The sequence below is a fragment of the Wolbachia endosymbiont of Wuchereria bancrofti genome (assembly GCF_002204235.2).
Taxonomy (GTDB): Bacteria; Pseudomonadota; Alphaproteobacteria; order Rickettsiales; family Anaplasmataceae; genus Wolbachia.
Window position 1 is genome coordinate 13,134 of the sequence record NZ_NJBR02000002.1, and the last position, 17,485, is coordinate 30,618.

Sequence of the window (17,485 nt, forward strand, 5' to 3'; positions counted from 1 at the left end):
AAAAGTGTATTCAGTGATTATAAATTTTTTCTTAAAACCTAAGTTACATGATTTCAAGTGCGGATAGAGGGACTTGAACCCCCATGAGCAAGCTCACCAGGACCTAAACCTGGCACGTCTACCAATTCCGCCATACCCGCAAAAAATCTTCAGTACTCCATTATAGGTACACTATTAAAATATTCAAGATTTAAAGTCTTACTTAATTTATGGTATTTACACAATCAAAAAAGCTTATTAACATTTCTTAATAAGAGCTCTAAATTCTAAAAACCAATAATGAAATTAATAACAAGTTTATTGCTTGCAATTTTTCTGATCACACAGAGTAGCTGCACAACCCTTATAATAGGTGGTGTAGTGGCAACAGCAACAGCAATAACAATGCAAGATAAATCCCTGGGAAATATCGTTGATGACACAACCATGGTCATTAGAATCAACAAAGAACTTTTAAAACATGGGCTATTTTCATCTATTAAGGTTAGAGTAAGTGAAGGAAGAGTATTGCTTATTGGAAACGTTGACACTCCTGAGAAACAACTCACAGCAGAAAAAATAGCTTGGCAGCAAAAAGAAGTTAAAGAAGTGATAAATGAGACAAGAGTAACACCAATTCAAACTACTTCCATGTTTGATACCACTGTGGATTGTATGATAACGGCAGAAATAAGAACAAGACTCCTGGGAAAAAGAAACATCAAATCAATTAACTATGGCATCAATACGGTTGATGGAGTTGTTTATTTGATGGGTATAGCCCAAAATAAAGCAGAATTAAAAGCCGTAATAGCAATTGCAAGAAAAGTAAAGGGAGTAAAACAAGTTGTGAGCTATATACGGTACAGAAACAGCAAGTTACGTCATTAACGGACTTCTTTGAAACTTAGTTTTCGGCAGTAATCCTTATGTTCAAAGTGATATGCAAACAAGAGTAGCTTTTCAAATGGATGAAAACATAAACTTTGAAACTGATACTACATTTGCATTAATAAAAGAGGCGCAAAGAAGGAAGTACAAAGTTTTTGCCTATGCCCCTAGCAATTTAGCACTAAAGCTAAATCAGCCAATTGCTCTTGCTCAGAAAGTCAGTGTTGATGATTGTAGTTTTACCTCTAAAGAAGATGTAGCTATTAACTTGAATGAAATGGATATCATATTTATCAGACAGGACCCACCTTTTGATATGCGTTACATTACAACCACCTATATTTTAGAAAAAACTAGAGCACTGGTAATTAATAATCCAACAGAAATGAGAAATTGTCCTGAAAAATTGATAACTTCATTATTTCCAGAGTTAATTCCTCCAACTTTGATTACTGAAAATATATCAATGATCAGAGATTTTTACCACGATTACAGAGGTATTATTCTGAAGCCATTGTACAGCTATGGAGGAAACGATGTAATAAGAATACAAAATGAAAACAGTATTCAAGTAGTAGTGGAACTCATGATTACAAAATATAAATGTCCTGTAATTGCACAAGCATTCTGTAAAAATGTAGACAAAGATAAAAGAATATTGTTGCTGGATGGTCAACCAATTGGGGTAATGAAACGAGTTCCAAGAGTTAGTGGAGAAATCAGAACAAATTTGCGGCTTGGAGCAAGTTTTGAACCTGTTGAAATGAACGATAAAGACAATGAAATATGTAATAAAATTGGCCCTGAATTAAAGAAAAGAGGGCTAATATTTGTTGGCATTGATATTGTAGATGACTTTCTTCTTGAAATCAACATAACTTCACCCACGGGGATAGTTTACATCAATAAATTATATAATATATCACTAGAAAAAGACCTATGGGACGTATTTGAAGAAAAAGCCAGCAGCCATATTAGTCAACCAAGTTTGTGAATTACTATTCTAATAAACTCAGTAACCCCATTCTTTATCCTTATTTTCTTAGTATTATTAGCCATATCACGTAGTTTTTGAGAATCACATAACAGATTAACCAGTAACTTCGTTAGATTTTTTTTCGCCTCACTATTTTGCTCAACTACTACAGCTGCCCCCGAATCTTTAACATATTTCGCGTTATAAAATTGATGATCATCCTTTGAGCAAGGATAAGGAATATATATAGCAGGACGTCTAGCAAGAGTGATCTCTGCTATTGAAGTTGCACCTGCCCTGCTAATTACCAAATGAGCATCGGTTAATCTGCTTCCCACATCGTCAAAAAATTCACTCAACTCACAAATAACCTGTCCTCCTTTGTATAAGCCTTCTACCTTATTCATATTTTTCTTCGTGCATTGTTGTACTACTCTAATCTTCTTTCTTATTTCAATAGGCAGGTTACAAATTACGCCACTTACTACATCGTCAAAAAAACTTGCACCTTGGCTACCTGCTATGATTAACACGGTTAGGATTTTCTTAGTGCCAGAATGGCTCTTTGCTTTTACATCAACAAAATTTCCTGTAAAAACACATTTATTGCCCTTTGCATACTTAGTTTCTGGAAAGCTAGTTGCAATTAATTCTGCACTATTGAAAAAGAATTTATTTACTCTCCCCAAAACTGTATTTTGTTCATGTAAAATTATAGGTATAGAAAGAACTTTTGCTGCAAGAAGAGTTGGAAAAGAAGCATAGCTACCAAAACCAATGACCAGCTTTGGTTTTAACTTTCTTATTTGATATAATGCTAACACACAGCTATATATCAACAAGAGAAAAAACCTAAACTTACTGCCACTCGGTTTATTTAGTGGCAGGGTATAGTCCTTCACGTCAGTATTTTTACCTATTTTTTTATCAGCAAATAATATGCTATCGTATCCTTGCCTTTTTATTGCTCTTGCTAAGGTTATAGCTGGAAAAATGTGTCCACCTGTACCACCTGTTGCTAAAATGATATCCATCTGTGAATAACAAAATGATGCTAGATTATTAACTATAATTTAATAGTTTGCACACATAATCTTATTAAGCTTTATGATAGTGAGTTACAATGCCCAAAAGTAGTAATAGCAAAAAAGAATCTAATGTGAAAAAAAATAAACCTAAAGAACAAAGAGAAAGCAGGAGCAGAGTTTTTTTAAACTGTTAAAAACATAATAAAAGTTCCCCTTAAATCAACTGTTGATCTCCCTCAGCAAGCTCAAAATAAAATGAGAAATACTGATCAACAACAAGGTTTAGATAGCAAAGGAAAAAGCCTAGAAGACCTTAAACCAGAGAAAAAACGTGAAGTGAAAGAAGCAGCTGCAGGGTTGGAAGGCATAAAAAAATCTGATGCTGGCAATCAATCTGTTGGAACTGAAGTACCAAATCAAGCTACTACTCAAGATATTGACAATTCCAAAACAATGGAACATTAACTCAACTGTTTAACGACTCACCATATGCAGCAAGTACTGATTCATGTATCATCTCTGAAATGGTTGGATGAGGGAAGACCACAGACTTTATATCAAAGTCTGTTCCTTCTAGCTGCTTTACAAGGACAAAATTGCTAATTAACTCTGTTACTCCTACTCCTATCATGTGAGCTCCAAGAAGCTCACCTGTTTTTTTATCTATAACCACCTTTACTAATCCTTCGGTTTCACCAAGCGTAATAGATTTACCATTAAAGTTGGAATGAAACTTTCCTATTTTTATATCATACCCATCTTTTATTGCCTGCTCTTCAGTAAGGCCAACACTTGCTATTTGCGGATGAGAGTAAGTGCAATTTGGTATGCATTCTTTTCTTAACGCATGAACATTTTTACCAGCGATTTTTTCAATGCAGATCACGGCTTCGTGGCTTGCTTTATGCGCTAAACATGGCGGACCAGCTACATCACCTATTGCATATACACTTGATTCATCAGTTTCATACCATTCATTCGTTTCAACAAAACCAGAAGCACTTAATTTAACTTTTGTATTTTCTAAACCTATATTTTCAGTGCTTGCCTGAATACCAACTGCAACAATTACCTTATCAAACTCTTTGCTTTCACCACTGCTCAGTTGCACTTTAATAGAGTTCTTACCTTTAGTAAAGGCTTTTACACTACTGTTTGTATATATTTTTATTCCCTTTCTTGTAAATATCTCTTGTGCCAAATTTGAAATATCTTTATCCTCCAGCGGCAAAATAGCGTTCTTTATCTCTATGATTGTTACATCAACTTCCAAAGTACTATAAAAACTCGCAAATTCTATTCCTATAGCACCAGACCCTATAATTAGTAGTGACTTTGGCAATCTATTCGGGGTCATAGCATGCTGTGCATTCCATAATAAATCTCCATCTGCTTCTATCCCATGCAGATTTTGCGTTCTCACACCTGTTGCTAAAATAATATGTTTGGAAGAAATCTCTTGTTCCTCCCTACTACTAGAAACTTTTATAGTATGATTACCTGCAAGTTTACCAAAACCTTGGTGGACTTTGATGCCATTTTTTTTCATCAAATACGCAATACCGCTTGACAATTTACCAACAACGTTCCTTGAGCACTTTACTATCGACTGTATATCAAAGCTTGCATCCTTTACTTTTATACCAAATTCCTCTGATCTTTTTATGAGTTCATAGACTTTAGACGCTCTAAGTAGCGATTTAGTTGGTATACACCCCCAATTTAAACATATACCACCTAAACTTTTTTCCTTCTCAATGATTGCAGTTTTAAACCCAAGTTGTGCCGCTCTAATTGCTGCTATATAACCACCAGGGCCGCTACCTATAACTACGATATCATACTCACTCACTAATTTTCTCGTATTCAAAAGACTATATATAACAGATGGAACACGTGCAATCAATGGCGTTACCTCTTGTTACCCTAAATAGTTAAAACTAGCATCTAGATCTTTCTAGCTACACAGAAACAGGACTAAAAAACTACTTGACAAGCTTTGTCATTCCTCTTACAATAGAATTGAAGTTATTTTATAACTTTCCAATCTGGGCAGATTAAAATGACAAGAAGATCTTGTATTTAGTATACTACTGTTTAATTTTTTGCACTATGTGCACCGCTTTATAAAAGCTCTAGATTTTTACTTATACAAGCTGAAACGTGCTTATAAAGGTTTAAGGTATCACCCAACATCAAATAAAGTAAAGAGTTAATAATTAGCTACTTTGTTTTTTTTGCCTTTTTTCTATTTTGGTAAACTTCTTAAATATCTATGGCTAACGTGAAGCCAATTTATTAAACACAACAAATGATGTCAGTTACTCGCATGATACCCTGACGATTTGAAAATCGTTATTCCTGTAAAGAATGCAACTGATTTTTTGTGAAAAAGTCCTACACTTTCAACATGCAATAAGAACATTTTTATTGTAATTAAGATTTCTAGCATGTATATTAATAAATCTTGTTTTCAATAAGTAATGAAAGTAATAATTGTTATGATAATATTATCGTGTAGCAGTTACACAATGGCAAGCGAACGAATAAGTCTAGTGAATAAAAAATTATCCCAAGGATATGTGGCTCCAGTGCTCACAGAAAATAGTGTTATTCTGGCAGATAAACATGGCACCTTGTATTCCTTTGATATTGACAACTCAAGGGTTACAAACTGGAAATTACACCTTCCACACAGAAAAAAGATTGGTAACATAAGCCTATCGCGTTATGGAAGAAATGTTTTCTTTGTAGTAGATAACGTTCTACACGCAATAGATGCAAAAACTGGAGAGATTCAATGGGAAAAAGAACTGAGAGCTCCTGCAAGAGGAAAAGTAGTAGTAATAAATAACAAACTGATAATTTTGACCATTGATAACTATCTGCATGCGTTTGATGTAAAAGATGGCAGTCCTGCTTGGACTTACCAAAATGGTATCAATGAGATTCGAGGTTTATACTCCATATCGCCAGCAATTTTCAATGATAAAATAATAGCACCATTCTCAAACGGTGAACTAATAGCCTTCAATGAAGATGGTAAAAAATTGTGGAGCCAAAAATTGTCTACAAACCTTTTTGATACACCGCTCACAGATATAACCACCACACCAAGAGTATGTGATAACATTTTAATAGCCAAAAATAACTCTTACATTTATAGTATTGACATAAAATCAGGAAATATTTTATGGTCCAAGCCACTAAAGGTAAAAAGTGTATCAGACATTGAGTCATACTATAGTCCGCTTATCCCTGTAAAGGCACAAAAAACCGGTGGTAGAATTTTTACAGTGACTAAAGACAACAAAGTAATTGGCATCGATATACAAAGTGGAGAAGTAGTCTGGACGTCTGATTTAATAGAAAATACGCAATTATTTGCTCCAGTTATGTATGCTAATACGCTATGGGTTACAAGTAACAAAGGTTCAATGCTTGCTTTCCCTGGATCTGAAAGTGCAGAAGAAACTATTAAAATACCGGGTAATGTGTTTCATACTCCAGTGTTTACCCATGGCAAGATATACATAACAACTGAAGGAAATGGTGTTTATTCTTTAGAAAATAGGTTTGTTTTTCATGACTAATTATGACCTGATTGTTATAGGTGGTGGTCCAAGTGGTTATAAGTGTGCTATTGCTGCTGCAAAACTTGGATTGAAAGTCGTTTGTATAGATAAAAACAGCATCTTTGGTGGCACGTGTTTACGAGTTGGATGTATACCCTCTAAAGCGTTACTTCACTCCTCTTACCAGTATGTCTGCACGAAAAATAACCTGCCAAAACTTGGCATAAAAACTAAAGATGTAAACTTTAACCTAAAAGAAATGCTAGGGTACAAGGATGCCAGAGTTCAGGAGCTTGGGAAAGGTATAGATTATCTGTTTAATCTCCACAAAATTACTAAAATCAACGGCCTCGGGAAAATTACTTCTTTTGATCAAGATAGCCTCAAAGTTTCAGTTGAAGACAAGGTGTTGAAGACAAAAAACATAGTAATTGCAACCGGTTCCAACGTCAGTTCTTTACCAGGAATTAATATCGATGAGAAGAATATTATTTCATCCACTGGTGCATTATCTTTAACTGAAGTGCCAAAAAAGCTCGTCGTAATTGGAGCTGGGGCAATAGGGCTTGAAATATCTTCCGTATGGAGCAGGCTAGGGTCTGAAGTTATTGTAGTAGAATTTCTTGATAGAATTGCTGCAACAATGGATGGAGAATTAAGTAAGTCTTTGCTTTCCAGTCTACAAAAACAAGGAATAAAATTTTTGCTCAGCACTAAAGTTGAGAAAATAAAACAAAATAGTAATTCTTTGAGTGTGAAAGTTTCCTCTATTAAAGATAATCAAACGAACACTATAGAGACAGATAAGGTGCTCATTGCAGTAGGCCGCAAACCATGCACTGAGGATCTTGGTATCGATGAAAAAATAGAGGAAGATAATCGTGGTTTTATTCAAGTCAACAATAGATATGAAACTAATGTGAAAGGAATATTTGCCATCGGTGACGTGATCGGTGGAGCAATGCTTGCTCATAAAGCAGAAGAAGAAGGAGTGGCAGTTGCAGAGATAATAGCTGGGCAGTCCCCTCACGTTGATTATGAAATCATACCATCGGTCATTTATACTCACCCTGCAGCTTCTTCAATTGGTAAAATTGAAGAGGAACTGAAAAGCGCTGGTCGAAAGTACAAAGTTGGTAAATGTCAATTTGCTGCAAACGGCAGAGCAAAAATCACTGATGATGCTGAAGGGTTCGTGAAAGTGCTAACTTGCAGTACAACAGATACAATATTAGGTGTGCATATCATAGGTGCACATGCCGATACGCTAATTAACGAGGCAGCGGTGGCAATGGCATATGGTGCAGCAGCAGAAGATATATATAGAATTTGTCACTCCCATCCTGACATAAATGAAGCTTTCCGTGATGCGTGCATAGATGCTTTCTTTAAAAAGTAACTGTGGACTTAGGTCCAATCATTGAAAATTGGCATGAGTGGCTAAGGTGCTATAGGTCTTATTCATCTAACACTTTAGAATCATACATGAGGGATCTAAAAGATTTTATCAGTTTCCTCAGTGCTCACATTGGTGAAGAAGTAAATGTTGGCTCTTTGGAAAAATTGAGCGTACCTGAGCTCAGGAGTTGGTTTAGTTTCCGCTATGCAAGAGGTATAAACGCAAGATCTAACACTCGTGCATTATCAGTAATCAGAAACTTCTTCAAGTATATAAAAAACAATTATGAAGTAAACAATGAGGCTGTATTTTCCCTGTCAAGGCCAATTCAAAGGAGAACTTTGCCTAAAGCATTATCAATATCTGATATAAAAACTTTAGTAGATTTCTTCTTGCATAACTATTATTTACAAGAAACTCACTCTTCTTTGTTATTCCAGTATGCGACCAAAAAAAAAGAACCGGTGCCAAGCACACAACTGTACAAACATTGCAATTTAAGTCTGCCAGGATTCCAGTGCTCAGACACCAGAAAATTAATCACAAACAAGCGCACATTTTCGATCAAAAACTGGATTCCAGTGTTAAGCGCTGGAATGACAGAAGGCAATACAAAAACTTCAGTGAAAGAAACAAAATTGCTTGACTTAGGCGAACCTTGGATAATAAAAAGAGAAATCGCGATTATTGTCCTGTTATACGGCACAGGTTTAAGAATCAGTGAAGCATTGAATCTTAAAGTCAGTGATATCAGAAATGAAAGCTTAATAGTAACAGGTAAAGGAGATAAACAAAGGCAGGTATTTATTCTCCCAGTAGTAAAAACGTTCATACAAGAATACATAAAAGCTTGCCCTTATCTTAGTGTTAACAATGAAGCACAACATCTCTTTGTGGGAGTAAGAGGAAAAAAATTAGGAAGAACTTATGTCGCTAATCGTTTGCAGAAAATAAGAAGAATGTTAAATTTGCCGGAAATTGTATCTCCACATGCATTCCGTCATAGCTTTGCTACTCATTTGCTTCAAGAAAATGTTGACATAAGATCTATACAACAACTTCTTGGTCATTCAAGCCTCGAAACCACTCAAGTTTATACTCACCTAAATTATCAGGATGTTTTTAATATGTATAAAAATTTCCAACAAAGCCTGGAAAAAGATAAAAAGTTAAAACTCTAAATTATCTTTTAGTCGATTGAGATAGTCTGCAACTTGATCGTATTTAACATTGCTACTAAGCGTTGTGTTAGCTTTAAACAACATCCTGCCGTAAGAAAAATCAATGCAGCTGCAACAAGCGAAATGCATATTGCTTAAATCAGATATTGTTAAACATGCACCAACAGCGCATATTCAAACAATGTAAAAGATGCAAAAGCGTAGTTACTTTGTTTTCTATTCTGAGCGCTTGCTTCTGAGGTTTTTGGTTTCCACTATTTAAACTTTGGTTTCGAATACAAAGTTGAGCATTTTCATTAGTGAGTCGAGCTATTTGACTCGTTGATCCACTCTTTCTCGTTCTGCTCGTTCCAAATCTCCTTTTAATCGTGAAATTCTGCTAGTTTCAATCGCTTCTTCATGCACAACCCTATTCAGCTTTTGCTCTTCTTCTATAAGTTGAGCTTTAAGTTGAGCTTTTGTGCTTTCAAGTTCGTCTACAAGCTTTCACACAAACTGTTCAAAACCTACCTGTATATCATTTGTACTTGCAAAATGTTACACTGCACTTGCAAGAAATTCTTCATCTAGATAATTTGTAATAGATCCGATTGGATCACTAATATTCCTCAATATAGCAGTAACAATTGCACGATTCATGAAACAACTACCTTCTACTAACTTTTTTACATCATCTAAATTTTTCTACTAATAGCATCAGTTAATCGTTCTATAATAGCCCGTTCAATTATTTGCTTCAATTGTATATTAAGCTTTATTGCAGGTGTCGACTTTACTTGACTAAAGTATAGATCTTTATGTTCTAAAAGCTTTATCAATACCTTCTTGCTTATCTTGTGTTATTCCTTCTAAACACGATTTGACATTAGGTCAAGTGGTGTTTCTTTTCTCCATTTGAGGCTATTCTCTAGCAATTAGGATTAAGTTTTGTATCCAATAGAATTTTCACTAGATAAACGTTTCTACTATGCAGAACATTCAATAATTCTTTCCCTTTTTATGCCTTTTCAAATTCTAGTCTTATTGTATCCTCAAATCCTCTTGCAGTATAACCTAGAGGGTTCTTATATTCATAATTTCTAATATAAGTTTTATATTTTTGAGGTGTGAGCAACATTTCCACTATATCCTCAGCTCCAACCCGGCAAGCAATATGCAAGGCCGTATTTTTTTTCATATTAGAAGTTTCAACAGACTCCATCACATCATTGTATAAGTCACCTAAGTATACACACTCACCTTGATCATTTACACTATTTACAACTTGATCATTATCACAACATCTATAATAACCTGGCCGTACCTCTGCCACTTTCCGACCACAAAATAAATATATTAGACGCCCAAATTGATCTCTCTTTTGTCTTTACTCATAAACAGATTGCTTACTTTGAGCATTAATATCGATATTTCTGTTTTGTATAAGCAACTTAGTCATTTCTTTCAGTGTGGGCTGATTACTGCTAGCTATGTAGGTACCAGCAACAGACATTAAAGGTGTTATACCTTCTTCATCAAATGTATTAACATCTGTACCTTCTGCTATAGCCCGTTCAAAATCTTCTAGGCTTTCATTATCAATAGCCTGAAATAGCTTTTGTGTTGATTTATTAAGTGGTCCAGGAGTTATCCAACTAAATCTGTAACCAGTAATACTTGTTCTATTACTATGCACATCAAATCTACTTCAATAATTCACTATTACCATACAACAAAAAAAGAAAATAGTGATAAACCCTCCCTTCTTCTCAAAAAAGCAACCTTACACATTTCCTACTCTTTAACTCTTTATTTACTTGTGCATTCTAAAAACTTCTCTGCATCAAGTGCAGCCATGCACCCTGTACCTGCTGCAACCACTGCTTGGCGATATACCTTATCTTGAACATCACCTGCAGCAAATACCCCCGCTCTACTAGTTAAAGTTGTTCCAGGTTTTGTAATTATATAACCCTGCTCATCCATTTCAATAAAACTTTTGAAAACACCTGTATTTGGTGCATGCCCAATTGCAATGAATACCCCATTCACTCTCAATTCTTGGATTTCATCAATTTTCGTTGATTTAATTATAATACCAGTAACTTTCTTTGGATTCTCTTCCCCAAGAACTTGTTCTACAGTATGATTCCATATGACTTTTATTTTATTATTCGCAAAGAGCCTGTCTTGCATTATCTTTTCCGCTCTCAATTTATTACGCCTATGTACTAATATAACTTCCTTAGCAAAGCGAGTTAAGAATATCGCCTCTTCAACGGCGGTATTTCCGCCACCAATCACGGCTACAATCTTATTCCTAAAAAACGCACCATCACAAGTTGCACATGCTGAAACTCCGTAACCTTGAAATTTCTTTTCACTTTCCAAACCAAGCCACTTCGCTTGTGAACCAGCTGCAATTATAACTGCATCGGAATAGTAGTCATCGTTATCACCAGAAGACTTAAATTTATACTCATTAGAATACTCAAGTTGTTCAACGCTCTTTATTTCATCATTTACTATTTCTGCTCCCACCTTTTCCACATGCAACCTCATTTGTTCCATTAGTTCTGGACCTTGTATTGAAACAAAACCAGGATAATTCTCAACACCCATAGTGATCGTAAGCTGGCCACCAGGTTGCATTCCTGTCACTACAACTGGCTCCAAGTTTGCACGTGCTGCATATATAGCAGCAGCATAACCTGCTGCCCCAGATCCAATAATAAGAACTTTTGTACCAAACCTATAATTCTTCACTGTATGAGTTTAGATAATCAGTCACTCCTTCATCACTTGCCTGCATTGCCGGCTTGCCTTTTTTCCACCCAGCTGGACACACTTCACCATGCTTTTCGTTATGTTTAATTGCATCAACGATTCTAATAAATTCATCTATATTACGCCCTAAAGGCAAATCATTTACTGATTGGTGACGCACAATAAATTTACCATCAATAACGAAAGTTGCCCTTAGTGCAATTGAGTCATCATACAACACTTCATAGTCTCTTGATATAGACTTTTTAATATCAGACACTAAAGTGTAGCTAATTTCTCCGATACCACCATTGCTAACTGAAGTTTTTCGCCACTGATAATGTGAGAATTTTGAATCTACACTTACTCCTATTACTTCAACATCACGCTTTGCAAACTCACTTATTCTATTATTCAACGATATCAATTCAGTTGGACAAACAAAGGTAAAATCAAGTGGATAGAAAAGAAGGATAGCATACTTACCTTCTATGTGCTCACTCAGACAGAAGTCATCAACTATTTCCCCATTAGGAAGAACAGCTGGAGCAGTAAAATTGATAGCAGATTTTGTCACAAGATTCATAATTAACCTATTCATTTTAAAACATCTTTAATTTTACACCTTGAGAAATTTACATGCAAGTTTTCTTTAGTTTTACCACCTAAGGATCTTTTCCAATTAGCTGTCTCTACTAGCCTAAAATACACTCAAGCTAACAATGGGCTATCAGGTACATTACCAATTACATTAATCTGACTTAATATCCTATTAGTGGGGTAAAAATAACTTTTTATAAATTCCTTATATATAGCTGTTAATTTGTGTATATCGTTCACTAATACACATTCGTTTACCTGATGTGAGGTTTTATTAATCATCCCAAATTCAATCACTGGACAAACATCTTTAATAAATGCAGCGTCAGATGTGCCACCACTTGTAGTCAGCACAGCATCAATATTGGTAACTCTATTTATTGCATCAAACATAACATCAGTATTTCTATCGGGAGTAGAAAGAAAAGCACCCCTGCTGCTATGCATAGAGAGTTTATAATCGTTAGTTACACTGAAGCATATTTCATCAATCAACTTATATAAACTATCAGGTGTTTGCATATTGTTGTATCTAATGTTGAAGCCTGCAGTTATTGAATCAAGTATTACATTGTCAGTATTGTTTCCAACATCGATAGTAGTAATTTCGCAATTTGAAGGCTGAAAATATTTATTACCGCTATCAAAAGTAGTATTTTTTATCCTATTCAATATTGATATCATCTTATATATTGGATTGTCCGCTAGATCCGGATAAGCAACGTGCCCTTGTTTTCCATGGCAAATTAGCTCAAATGTTGCAGAACCTCTTCTGCCTATTTTTATAGTATCACCTAATTTTTCACTACTGGTTGGTTCAGCCACTACGCAATAATCTATTTTCTTATGCTTACTCTCCATCCATTTCAAAACCGCCTTTGTTCCATATTCTTCCGTACTTTCTTCAGCACTGGTAATCAATGCACTTATCGAACCGTTGAATCGAAACTTTTCTGCAACTAAATCTACCATAGCAGTAATAAACGCAGCTATCCCACTTTTCATGTCAGTTGCTCCTCTCCCATACAACAACCCATCCCTAACTTCTGGACTAAACGGGTCAGATGTCCAATCTTTTAATTGACCTGGTGGTACAACATCAACATGGCCTGCAAAACACAAGTTTTGTACCCCGTTTATATATTTTGCATAAAGATTTTTAACTTTAGTTTTATTATCACCAAACTCTAAAATCTCACAGTCAAAACCACTTTTCTCGAGGATCGCTGCTATATGCTCTATTGCTCCACCGTCCCTTGGTGTTATACTCTTAAAAGAAATTAATTTCTTAGTTAGCTCTACAGGGTCAATTTTCATGTCACCTTAAAATACTGATATTACTATATTGTAAACATTTTATGCATTATTTAAAACAAATATTACATCAAACCAAACAAACCTCTATAGTAATAGTAGGTCATCACTTTGCAGACAATATCTATGAAATATGCACACAATACGAAAATGACATTTTTTTAGTTGCAGATAAAAACACAGCAGAGCTTTTAAATAAAAACATACTCAATAAAACTCCTAATTTAATCATTTCTGGCAATTCTACCGCCTCTCTTGACATTACAAATTCAGTCAGAAACAAGGTGGAAGATAGTGGTTTAATAGTTGCATTCGGTAGCGGCACTGTTAATGATGTCTGTAAGTACGCAAGCTACCTAGAAGGCAAAAATTACATATCTTTTCCAACAGCTGCTTCTATGAATGGATATACTTCTGCAAATGCTTCAATATTAGTAGATGGATATAAAAAATCGTTCAAAGCACATCTTCCTAAGGCAATATACATCGACATTGATATAATCGCCAATGCACCACCGCGTCTCACACTAAGCGGATTTGCAGATTTCATCTGTCGTTCAACAGTGCAAGCCGACTGGTTACTATCTCACCTACTACTTGGCACAGAATACAATGAATCACCCTTTACATTTATCCGCGACCTGGAGCAAATTTTGCTAAGAGAGCATCTAGCGCTTGCTAAAAGAAGCAAAAAAGTAGTCCTATTACTCATAGAAGCCTTACTGATCTCAGGATTTGGGATGGTAATATCAAAAGGTAGCTATTCTGCAAGCCAAGGAGAGCACATAATAGCTCACGCAATGGAAATGGTAACGAAAGATTACTCCTCACTACATGGTGAAAAAATTGCCGTTACAACGATTACCATGGCTAATTTGCAGGAAAAAACATTATCAATACAAAATCCCATCATCAAACCAACTACCCTAGACACAGAACATATAATTAAGTGTTTCGGTAATACTGAATTTACAAAAATTCTAGAACAAAAAAAAATTCTGCAGCAGAAAATCAAAGAGATCATTCATAAGGAATGGAGTAATGTTTCCAGTTTAATTAAACAAAATTTATTACCTGCAAAATGTCTGCAGAAAATATTTGAAGATCTGTCAATTCCACATTTACCAGAGCACCTCAATTGGAATAAAGAGCAATATTGCAAAGTGGTAGATCTTGCATTTGCAACAAGAGATAGATTCACCTTCCTTGACTTGGCCAACTGCTTAAAAGAAAGTAAAGTGTTGTAGCTAAAACAATAAAAAAAATCATTGATACTTTATTCCCTGTTGATCGTTCTATTTTGCTTTCCAACTTCAGTTCTAAGAGAGCCATCAGAGCCAAGTTTAGATAACCCACTTGTTAAGATGAGCCCATCTATACCAATGGAGACAGAGTTGACATGATTAACTATAACAGATCTTGCTTGTTATAATTTTTCTTGTTTTTGGTTAACAGGACAATGCTCAATATTAAATAGGCTTTTTTGCCAAGAAGGTAAATTAAACCTCACACTTTCTATTATATCATTAGCAGATTCGATAAGTTTAGCACCTTTCTTATTAGATAATTGCTACCACTAGAGAGCCAATCTAAAAGAAAACCAGAAACCACAAACACTTCTCTTACCTGATCCAAAGCAAAATTTGCTGTTATTAGGGAACCAGAACTTTTCGATGCTTCCATTACCTTTACACCTAGCGATAAATCAGATATAACACGATTCTTCTGAGAAAAACACTGAGGTTTTGGTTTAGTAGCAAATGGAAGCTCAGTAATTACTAATCTACCATTTTCAGCGATTTTCCTGTATAGATCAAAATTTTCTCTTGGATACATTACATCAATTCCGCTGGCTGTGACAGCAATAGTTAGATGATTTTGTATATTATGCTGTTCGCCGCAGTGTCTATTCCTCTTACAAGCTCAGAAACGATAACAAAACCAGCTTCGCTTAAATCAAGTGCCAGCTTACTGGCAAAATTTCTTCCATTTACTGAAGAGTTACGCCTACCAATTATTACAATCATCTCACAGCTTAATAACGACACATCACCAAGCGCAGTTATTACAGGGGATAACCCGGTATATTTCCTAAAATGCTAGGGTAATCTAGACCACATTCAGGCATGATTTTAGCTCGAATTTTTCTGTATCATCGATTTCTTTTCGCGCATCCTGAATGCTATATACCTTTTTATCGTTTAGTGAGTCCATCGAAACACTCTAATGCCTCATCCAATGGCCACGTGTTTTTAGCATACTAAAAAACTTTTTCGGTCCCGAGGTTCTGTAAGCTCAGCCATATTTTCAATTCCTCATTATTCAATTTACTTATCTTCATAAAGGAACGTTCTTCCAATTACTTAAAAGATACCCAATATTTATCAGCATTTAAGCTATAATACAACCAAAAGACTTGAATTTCTTATTAGTTTAGTGTACCTAAAATTATAAATATATAGTACTTTATGACGCATTTTGTTACAGATAAATGCATAAAATGTAAATATACGGATTGTGTGGAAGTGTGTCCTGTCGACTGTTTCTATGAAGGCAAAAACATGCTCGTAATCAATCCTGATGAATGTATTGATTGTGGAGTGTGTATACCTGAATGTCCAGTAGATGCAATCGTAACCGACGACTCTATAAAAGACATTTTAGAACTAGATGAAGAGTTATTGAGCAACGAACAAAAAACCTTCAAATCATTTTATAACATAAACATAGAGTACTCGCAAAAGTGGCCAAATATCACAGCTAAAAAGCAACCTCTCCATACTGCAGAAGAATATAAAGAAAAAAAAGACAAAATAGCTTATTTCGATGAAAATCTAGAGTAATGCTACTGAAGGAAAAAGAAACTTCTTGTACCTCATGGTTTGGTTGCTGATTATAGTTGTGTTATTTATGTTCTTGATAACATACAATATTAACTTGAAAATAGGTTAAGTAATACAGTAATTTTACTACTATTAACTGTTAATAGGTATATTAGACGATCATATGGAGGATAAAAATGGATGTTAAAGTAAACTAGGCGGAAATTACTAAACGTGTTGCAGCGCATATAGTTGACCATATGGTATTCTTAGTCTTCTGTCCATCATCTTTATTAATTTCATTTATATTACCAGAAGAACCTCTTGCCGACTCTTTAAATCATGTCTTTCCTGACACTGATACTAACCTCATATTAGAACGACATGAAATATTAGAAGACTTAGGTACATTAAGAAATCTTAGTATATATAGCATTAGAAGCATTAATGATAACAAGACTTGGTTGGACTTTAGGAAAATTGTTACTTGTATATATAAAAGATGCAAACACACTTAAAAACACTGCTTTAATGCAAATAGTAGTAAGAAGTACTCTCAAGGTGCTTTTGTTTGTACCCTTCTATATTGCTGAGTGGTTTCTAATTTTACTAATCTTGGTTTTAATATTTGTAGCATTTGATAAATACAAGCAGTTCTTTCACGATAAAATTGCAAACACGTTAGTAATAGACTATAAACTTGAAGAATGTAATTTAAATTTAAGCTATGTGGGGGTAACTAGACGTGTACAGCACATATTATTGACCATCCTATTATTATGGGAATTTCTTTAGTCTGTTTGATTCTTGTAGGAACGATCTCTCACATCGCTCGATCTAAATCATTCATTACACGTGGTTGCTTATCTTTTTTGCTATCGATAGTATTCGGGCATTCATGATAAGAAGATTTGGTAGTACTCCAGGACAATTGTTGTGTAAATTAATATAAAAGATGCAAATACACTTTAAAAT

At 34.9% G+C, this 17,485-nt stretch carries 18 protein-coding genes and 1 tRNA gene; 9 read left to right on the top strand and 10 right to left on the bottom strand.

Features of this window, described 5'->3' with window-relative positions:
* Window positions 1–58: 58 nt before the first annotated feature.
* Window positions 59–140: transfer RNA gene (locus CCY16_RS00070), tRNA-Leu, on the bottom strand.
* Window positions 141–279: 139 nt separating this feature from the next.
* On the opposite strand from CCY16_RS00070, the gene CCY16_RS00075 reads away from it, so the two are divergent.
* Both CCY16_RS00075 and gshB read left to right on the top strand, forming a co-directional pair.
* Entirely contained in the window at window positions 280–870 is a 591-nt protein-coding gene (locus CCY16_RS00075; protein WP_088413969.1) for a BON domain-containing protein, read from the top strand.
* A 52-nt stretch (window positions 871–922) separates the two neighbouring features.
* On the top strand, window positions 923–1,864 hold the full coding sequence (gene gshB, locus CCY16_RS00080; RefSeq protein WP_088413971.1) for a glutathione synthase: 942 nt from the start codon (window positions 923–925) through the stop codon (window positions 1,862–1,864).
* Here gshB and CCY16_RS00085 read toward each other — a convergent pair.
* Complete coding sequence (locus CCY16_RS00085; protein ID WP_088413973.1) at window positions 1,849–2,880, bottom strand: UDP-N-acetylglucosamine--N-acetylmuramyl-(pentapeptide) pyrophosphoryl-undecaprenol N-acetylglucosamine transferase; 1,032 nt, start codon at window positions 2,878–2,880, stop codon at window positions 1,849–1,851. The two genes, gshB and CCY16_RS00085, sit on opposite strands and share 16 nt — an antisense overlap.
* Window positions 2,881–3,129: 249 nt before the next feature.
* Here CCY16_RS00085 and CCY16_RS05850 point away from each other — a divergent pair, with 249 nt between their 5' ends.
* Window positions 3,130–3,339 carry a hypothetical protein gene (locus CCY16_RS05850; RefSeq protein WP_245800639.1) on the top strand — a complete coding sequence of 70 codons (210 nt, stop codon included), beginning with the start codon at window positions 3,130–3,132 and terminating at the stop codon, window positions 3,337–3,339.
* 1 nt (window position 3,340) lies between these two features.
* Here the strand turns inward: CCY16_RS05850 and lpdA (CCY16_RS00095) are convergent, their stop codons facing one another.
* Complete coding sequence (gene lpdA, locus CCY16_RS00095) at window positions 3,341–4,726, bottom strand: dihydrolipoyl dehydrogenase (RefSeq protein ID WP_088414039.1); 1,386 nt, start codon at window positions 4,724–4,726, stop codon at window positions 3,341–3,343.
* A gap of 631 nt (window positions 4,727–5,357) precedes the next feature.
* Here lpdA (CCY16_RS00095) and CCY16_RS00100 point away from each other — a divergent pair.
* From CCY16_RS00100 to CCY16_RS00110, 3 genes are read left to right on the top strand one after another with little or no spacing between them, the layout of a single operon-like run.
* Window positions 5,358–6,467: an outer membrane protein assembly factor BamB family protein gene (locus CCY16_RS00100; RefSeq protein WP_088413975.1), complete on the top strand. Its 1,110-nt coding sequence runs from the start codon at window positions 5,358–5,360 to the stop codon at window positions 6,465–6,467.
* Window positions 6,460–7,848, top strand: a complete 1,389-nt coding sequence (gene lpdA / locus CCY16_RS00105) for a dihydrolipoyl dehydrogenase (RefSeq protein WP_088413977.1) — start codon at window positions 6,460–6,462, stop codon at window positions 7,846–7,848. Before CCY16_RS00100 ends, lpdA (CCY16_RS00105) begins: the two co-directional genes overlap by 8 nt.
* A 2-nt stretch (window positions 7,849–7,850) precedes the next feature.
* Window positions 7,851–9,029 (top strand): tyrosine-type recombinase/integrase, encoded by a 1,179-nt coding sequence (locus CCY16_RS00110; RefSeq protein ID WP_088413979.1) that lies wholly within the window; start codon window positions 7,851–7,853, stop codon window positions 9,027–9,029.
* A 997-nt stretch (window positions 9,030–10,026) separates the two neighbouring features.
* Here CCY16_RS00110 and CCY16_RS00115 read toward each other — a convergent pair.
* The 5 genes from CCY16_RS00115 to dapE form a co-directional block, all read right to left on the bottom strand.
* A complete protein-coding gene (locus CCY16_RS00115) occupies window positions 10,027–10,341 on the bottom strand; it encodes an ankyrin repeat domain-containing protein (protein WP_088413981.1) in 315 nt (104 codons plus the stop codon).
* 54 nt (window positions 10,342–10,395) lie between these two features.
* Window positions 10,396–10,704 (bottom strand): ankyrin repeat domain-containing protein, encoded by a 309-nt coding sequence (locus tag CCY16_RS00120; RefSeq protein WP_088413983.1) that lies wholly within the window; start codon window positions 10,702–10,704, stop codon window positions 10,396–10,398.
* Window positions 10,705–10,817: 113 nt separating this feature from the next.
* A complete protein-coding gene (gene trxB, locus CCY16_RS00125; protein ID WP_088413985.1) occupies window positions 10,818–11,774 on the bottom strand; it encodes a thioredoxin-disulfide reductase in 957 nt (318 codons plus the stop codon).
* Window positions 11,761–12,360: a peroxiredoxin gene (locus CCY16_RS00130; RefSeq protein ID WP_088414041.1), complete on the bottom strand. Its 600-nt coding sequence runs from the start codon at window positions 12,358–12,360 to the stop codon at window positions 11,761–11,763. The genes trxB and CCY16_RS00130 overlap by 14 nt, the downstream gene beginning before the upstream one ends.
* Window positions 12,361–12,485: 125 nt before the next feature.
* Complete coding sequence (gene dapE / locus CCY16_RS00135; RefSeq protein ID WP_088413987.1) at window positions 12,486–13,691, bottom strand: succinyl-diaminopimelate desuccinylase; 1,206 nt, start codon at window positions 13,689–13,691, stop codon at window positions 12,486–12,488.
* Window positions 13,692–13,732: 41 nt separating this feature from the next.
* Between dapE and CCY16_RS00140 the strand changes: the two genes are divergently transcribed.
* A complete protein-coding gene (locus CCY16_RS00140) occupies window positions 13,733–14,935 on the top strand; it encodes an iron-containing alcohol dehydrogenase (RefSeq protein WP_088413989.1) in 1,203 nt (400 codons plus the stop codon).
* A gap of 271 nt (window positions 14,936–15,206) precedes the next feature.
* Here the strand turns inward: CCY16_RS00140 and CCY16_RS07065 are convergent, their stop codons facing one another.
* Both CCY16_RS07065 and CCY16_RS07070 read right to left on the bottom strand, forming a co-directional pair.
* Entirely contained in the window at window positions 15,207–15,524 is a 318-nt protein-coding gene (locus tag CCY16_RS07065; RefSeq protein WP_281250484.1) for a DNA-processing protein DprA, read from the bottom strand.
* Between the two features lie 32 nt (window positions 15,525–15,556).
* A complete protein-coding gene (locus CCY16_RS07070) occupies window positions 15,557–15,715 on the bottom strand; it encodes a DNA-processing protein DprA (protein WP_281250485.1) in 159 nt (52 codons plus the stop codon).
* A gap of 441 nt (window positions 15,716–16,156) precedes the next feature.
* Here CCY16_RS07070 and CCY16_RS00150 point away from each other — a divergent pair, with 441 nt between their 5' ends.
* Window positions 16,157–16,531: a ferredoxin family protein gene (locus CCY16_RS00150; protein ID WP_088413991.1), complete on the top strand. Its 375-nt coding sequence runs from the start codon at window positions 16,157–16,159 to the stop codon at window positions 16,529–16,531.
* 426 nt (window positions 16,532–16,957) lie between these two features.
* Window positions 16,958–17,305, top strand: a complete 348-nt coding sequence (locus CCY16_RS00155; protein ID WP_088413993.1) for an RDD family protein — start codon at window positions 16,958–16,960, stop codon at window positions 17,303–17,305.
* Window positions 17,306–17,485: the final 180 nt, after the last annotated feature.

Excerpts from the sequence above, each read along its gene's own strand:
- CCY16_RS00140 (WP_088413989.1), top strand. The coding sequence starts at position 13,733 with ATGCATTATTTAAAACAAATATTACATCAAACCAAACAAACCTCTATA.
- CCY16_RS00100 (WP_088413975.1), top strand. The coding sequence starts at position 5,358 with ATGAAAGTAATAATTGTTATGATAATATTATCGTGTAGCAGTTACACA.
- CCY16_RS00150 (WP_088413991.1), top strand. The coding sequence starts at position 16,157 with ATGACGCATTTTGTTACAGATAAATGCATAAAATGTAAATATACGGAT.
- CCY16_RS00075 (WP_088413969.1), top strand. The coding sequence starts at position 280 with ATGAAATTAATAACAAGTTTATTGCTTGCAATTTTTCTGATCACACAG.
- lpdA (WP_088413977.1), top strand. The coding sequence starts at position 6,460 with ATGACTAATTATGACCTGATTGTTATAGGTGGTGGTCCAAGTGGTTAT.
- CCY16_RS00130 (WP_088414041.1), bottom strand. The coding sequence starts at position 12,360 with ATGAATCTTGTGACAAAATCTGCTATCAATTTTACTGCTCCAGCTGTT.
- gshB (WP_088413971.1), top strand. The coding sequence starts at position 923 with ATGCAAACAAGAGTAGCTTTTCAAATGGATGAAAACATAAACTTTGAA.
- CCY16_RS07070 (WP_281250485.1), bottom strand. The coding sequence starts at position 15,715 with ATGATTGTAATAATTGGTAGGCGTAACTCTTCAGTAAATGGAAGAAAT.
- CCY16_RS05850 (WP_245800639.1), top strand. The coding sequence starts at position 3,130 with ATGAGAAATACTGATCAACAACAAGGTTTAGATAGCAAAGGAAAAAGC.
- CCY16_RS00155 (WP_088413993.1), top strand. The coding sequence starts at position 16,958 with ATGATAACAAGACTTGGTTGGACTTTAGGAAAATTGTTACTTGTATAT.
- dapE (WP_088413987.1), bottom strand. The coding sequence starts at position 13,691 with ATGAAAATTGACCCTGTAGAGCTAACTAAGAAATTAATTTCTTTTAAG.
- CCY16_RS00085 (WP_088413973.1), bottom strand. The coding sequence starts at position 2,880 with ATGGATATCATTTTAGCAACAGGTGGTACAGGTGGACACATTTTTCCA.
- CCY16_RS07065 (WP_281250484.1), bottom strand. The coding sequence starts at position 15,524 with ATGTATCCAAGAGAAAATTTTGATCTATACAGGAAAATCGCTGAAAAT.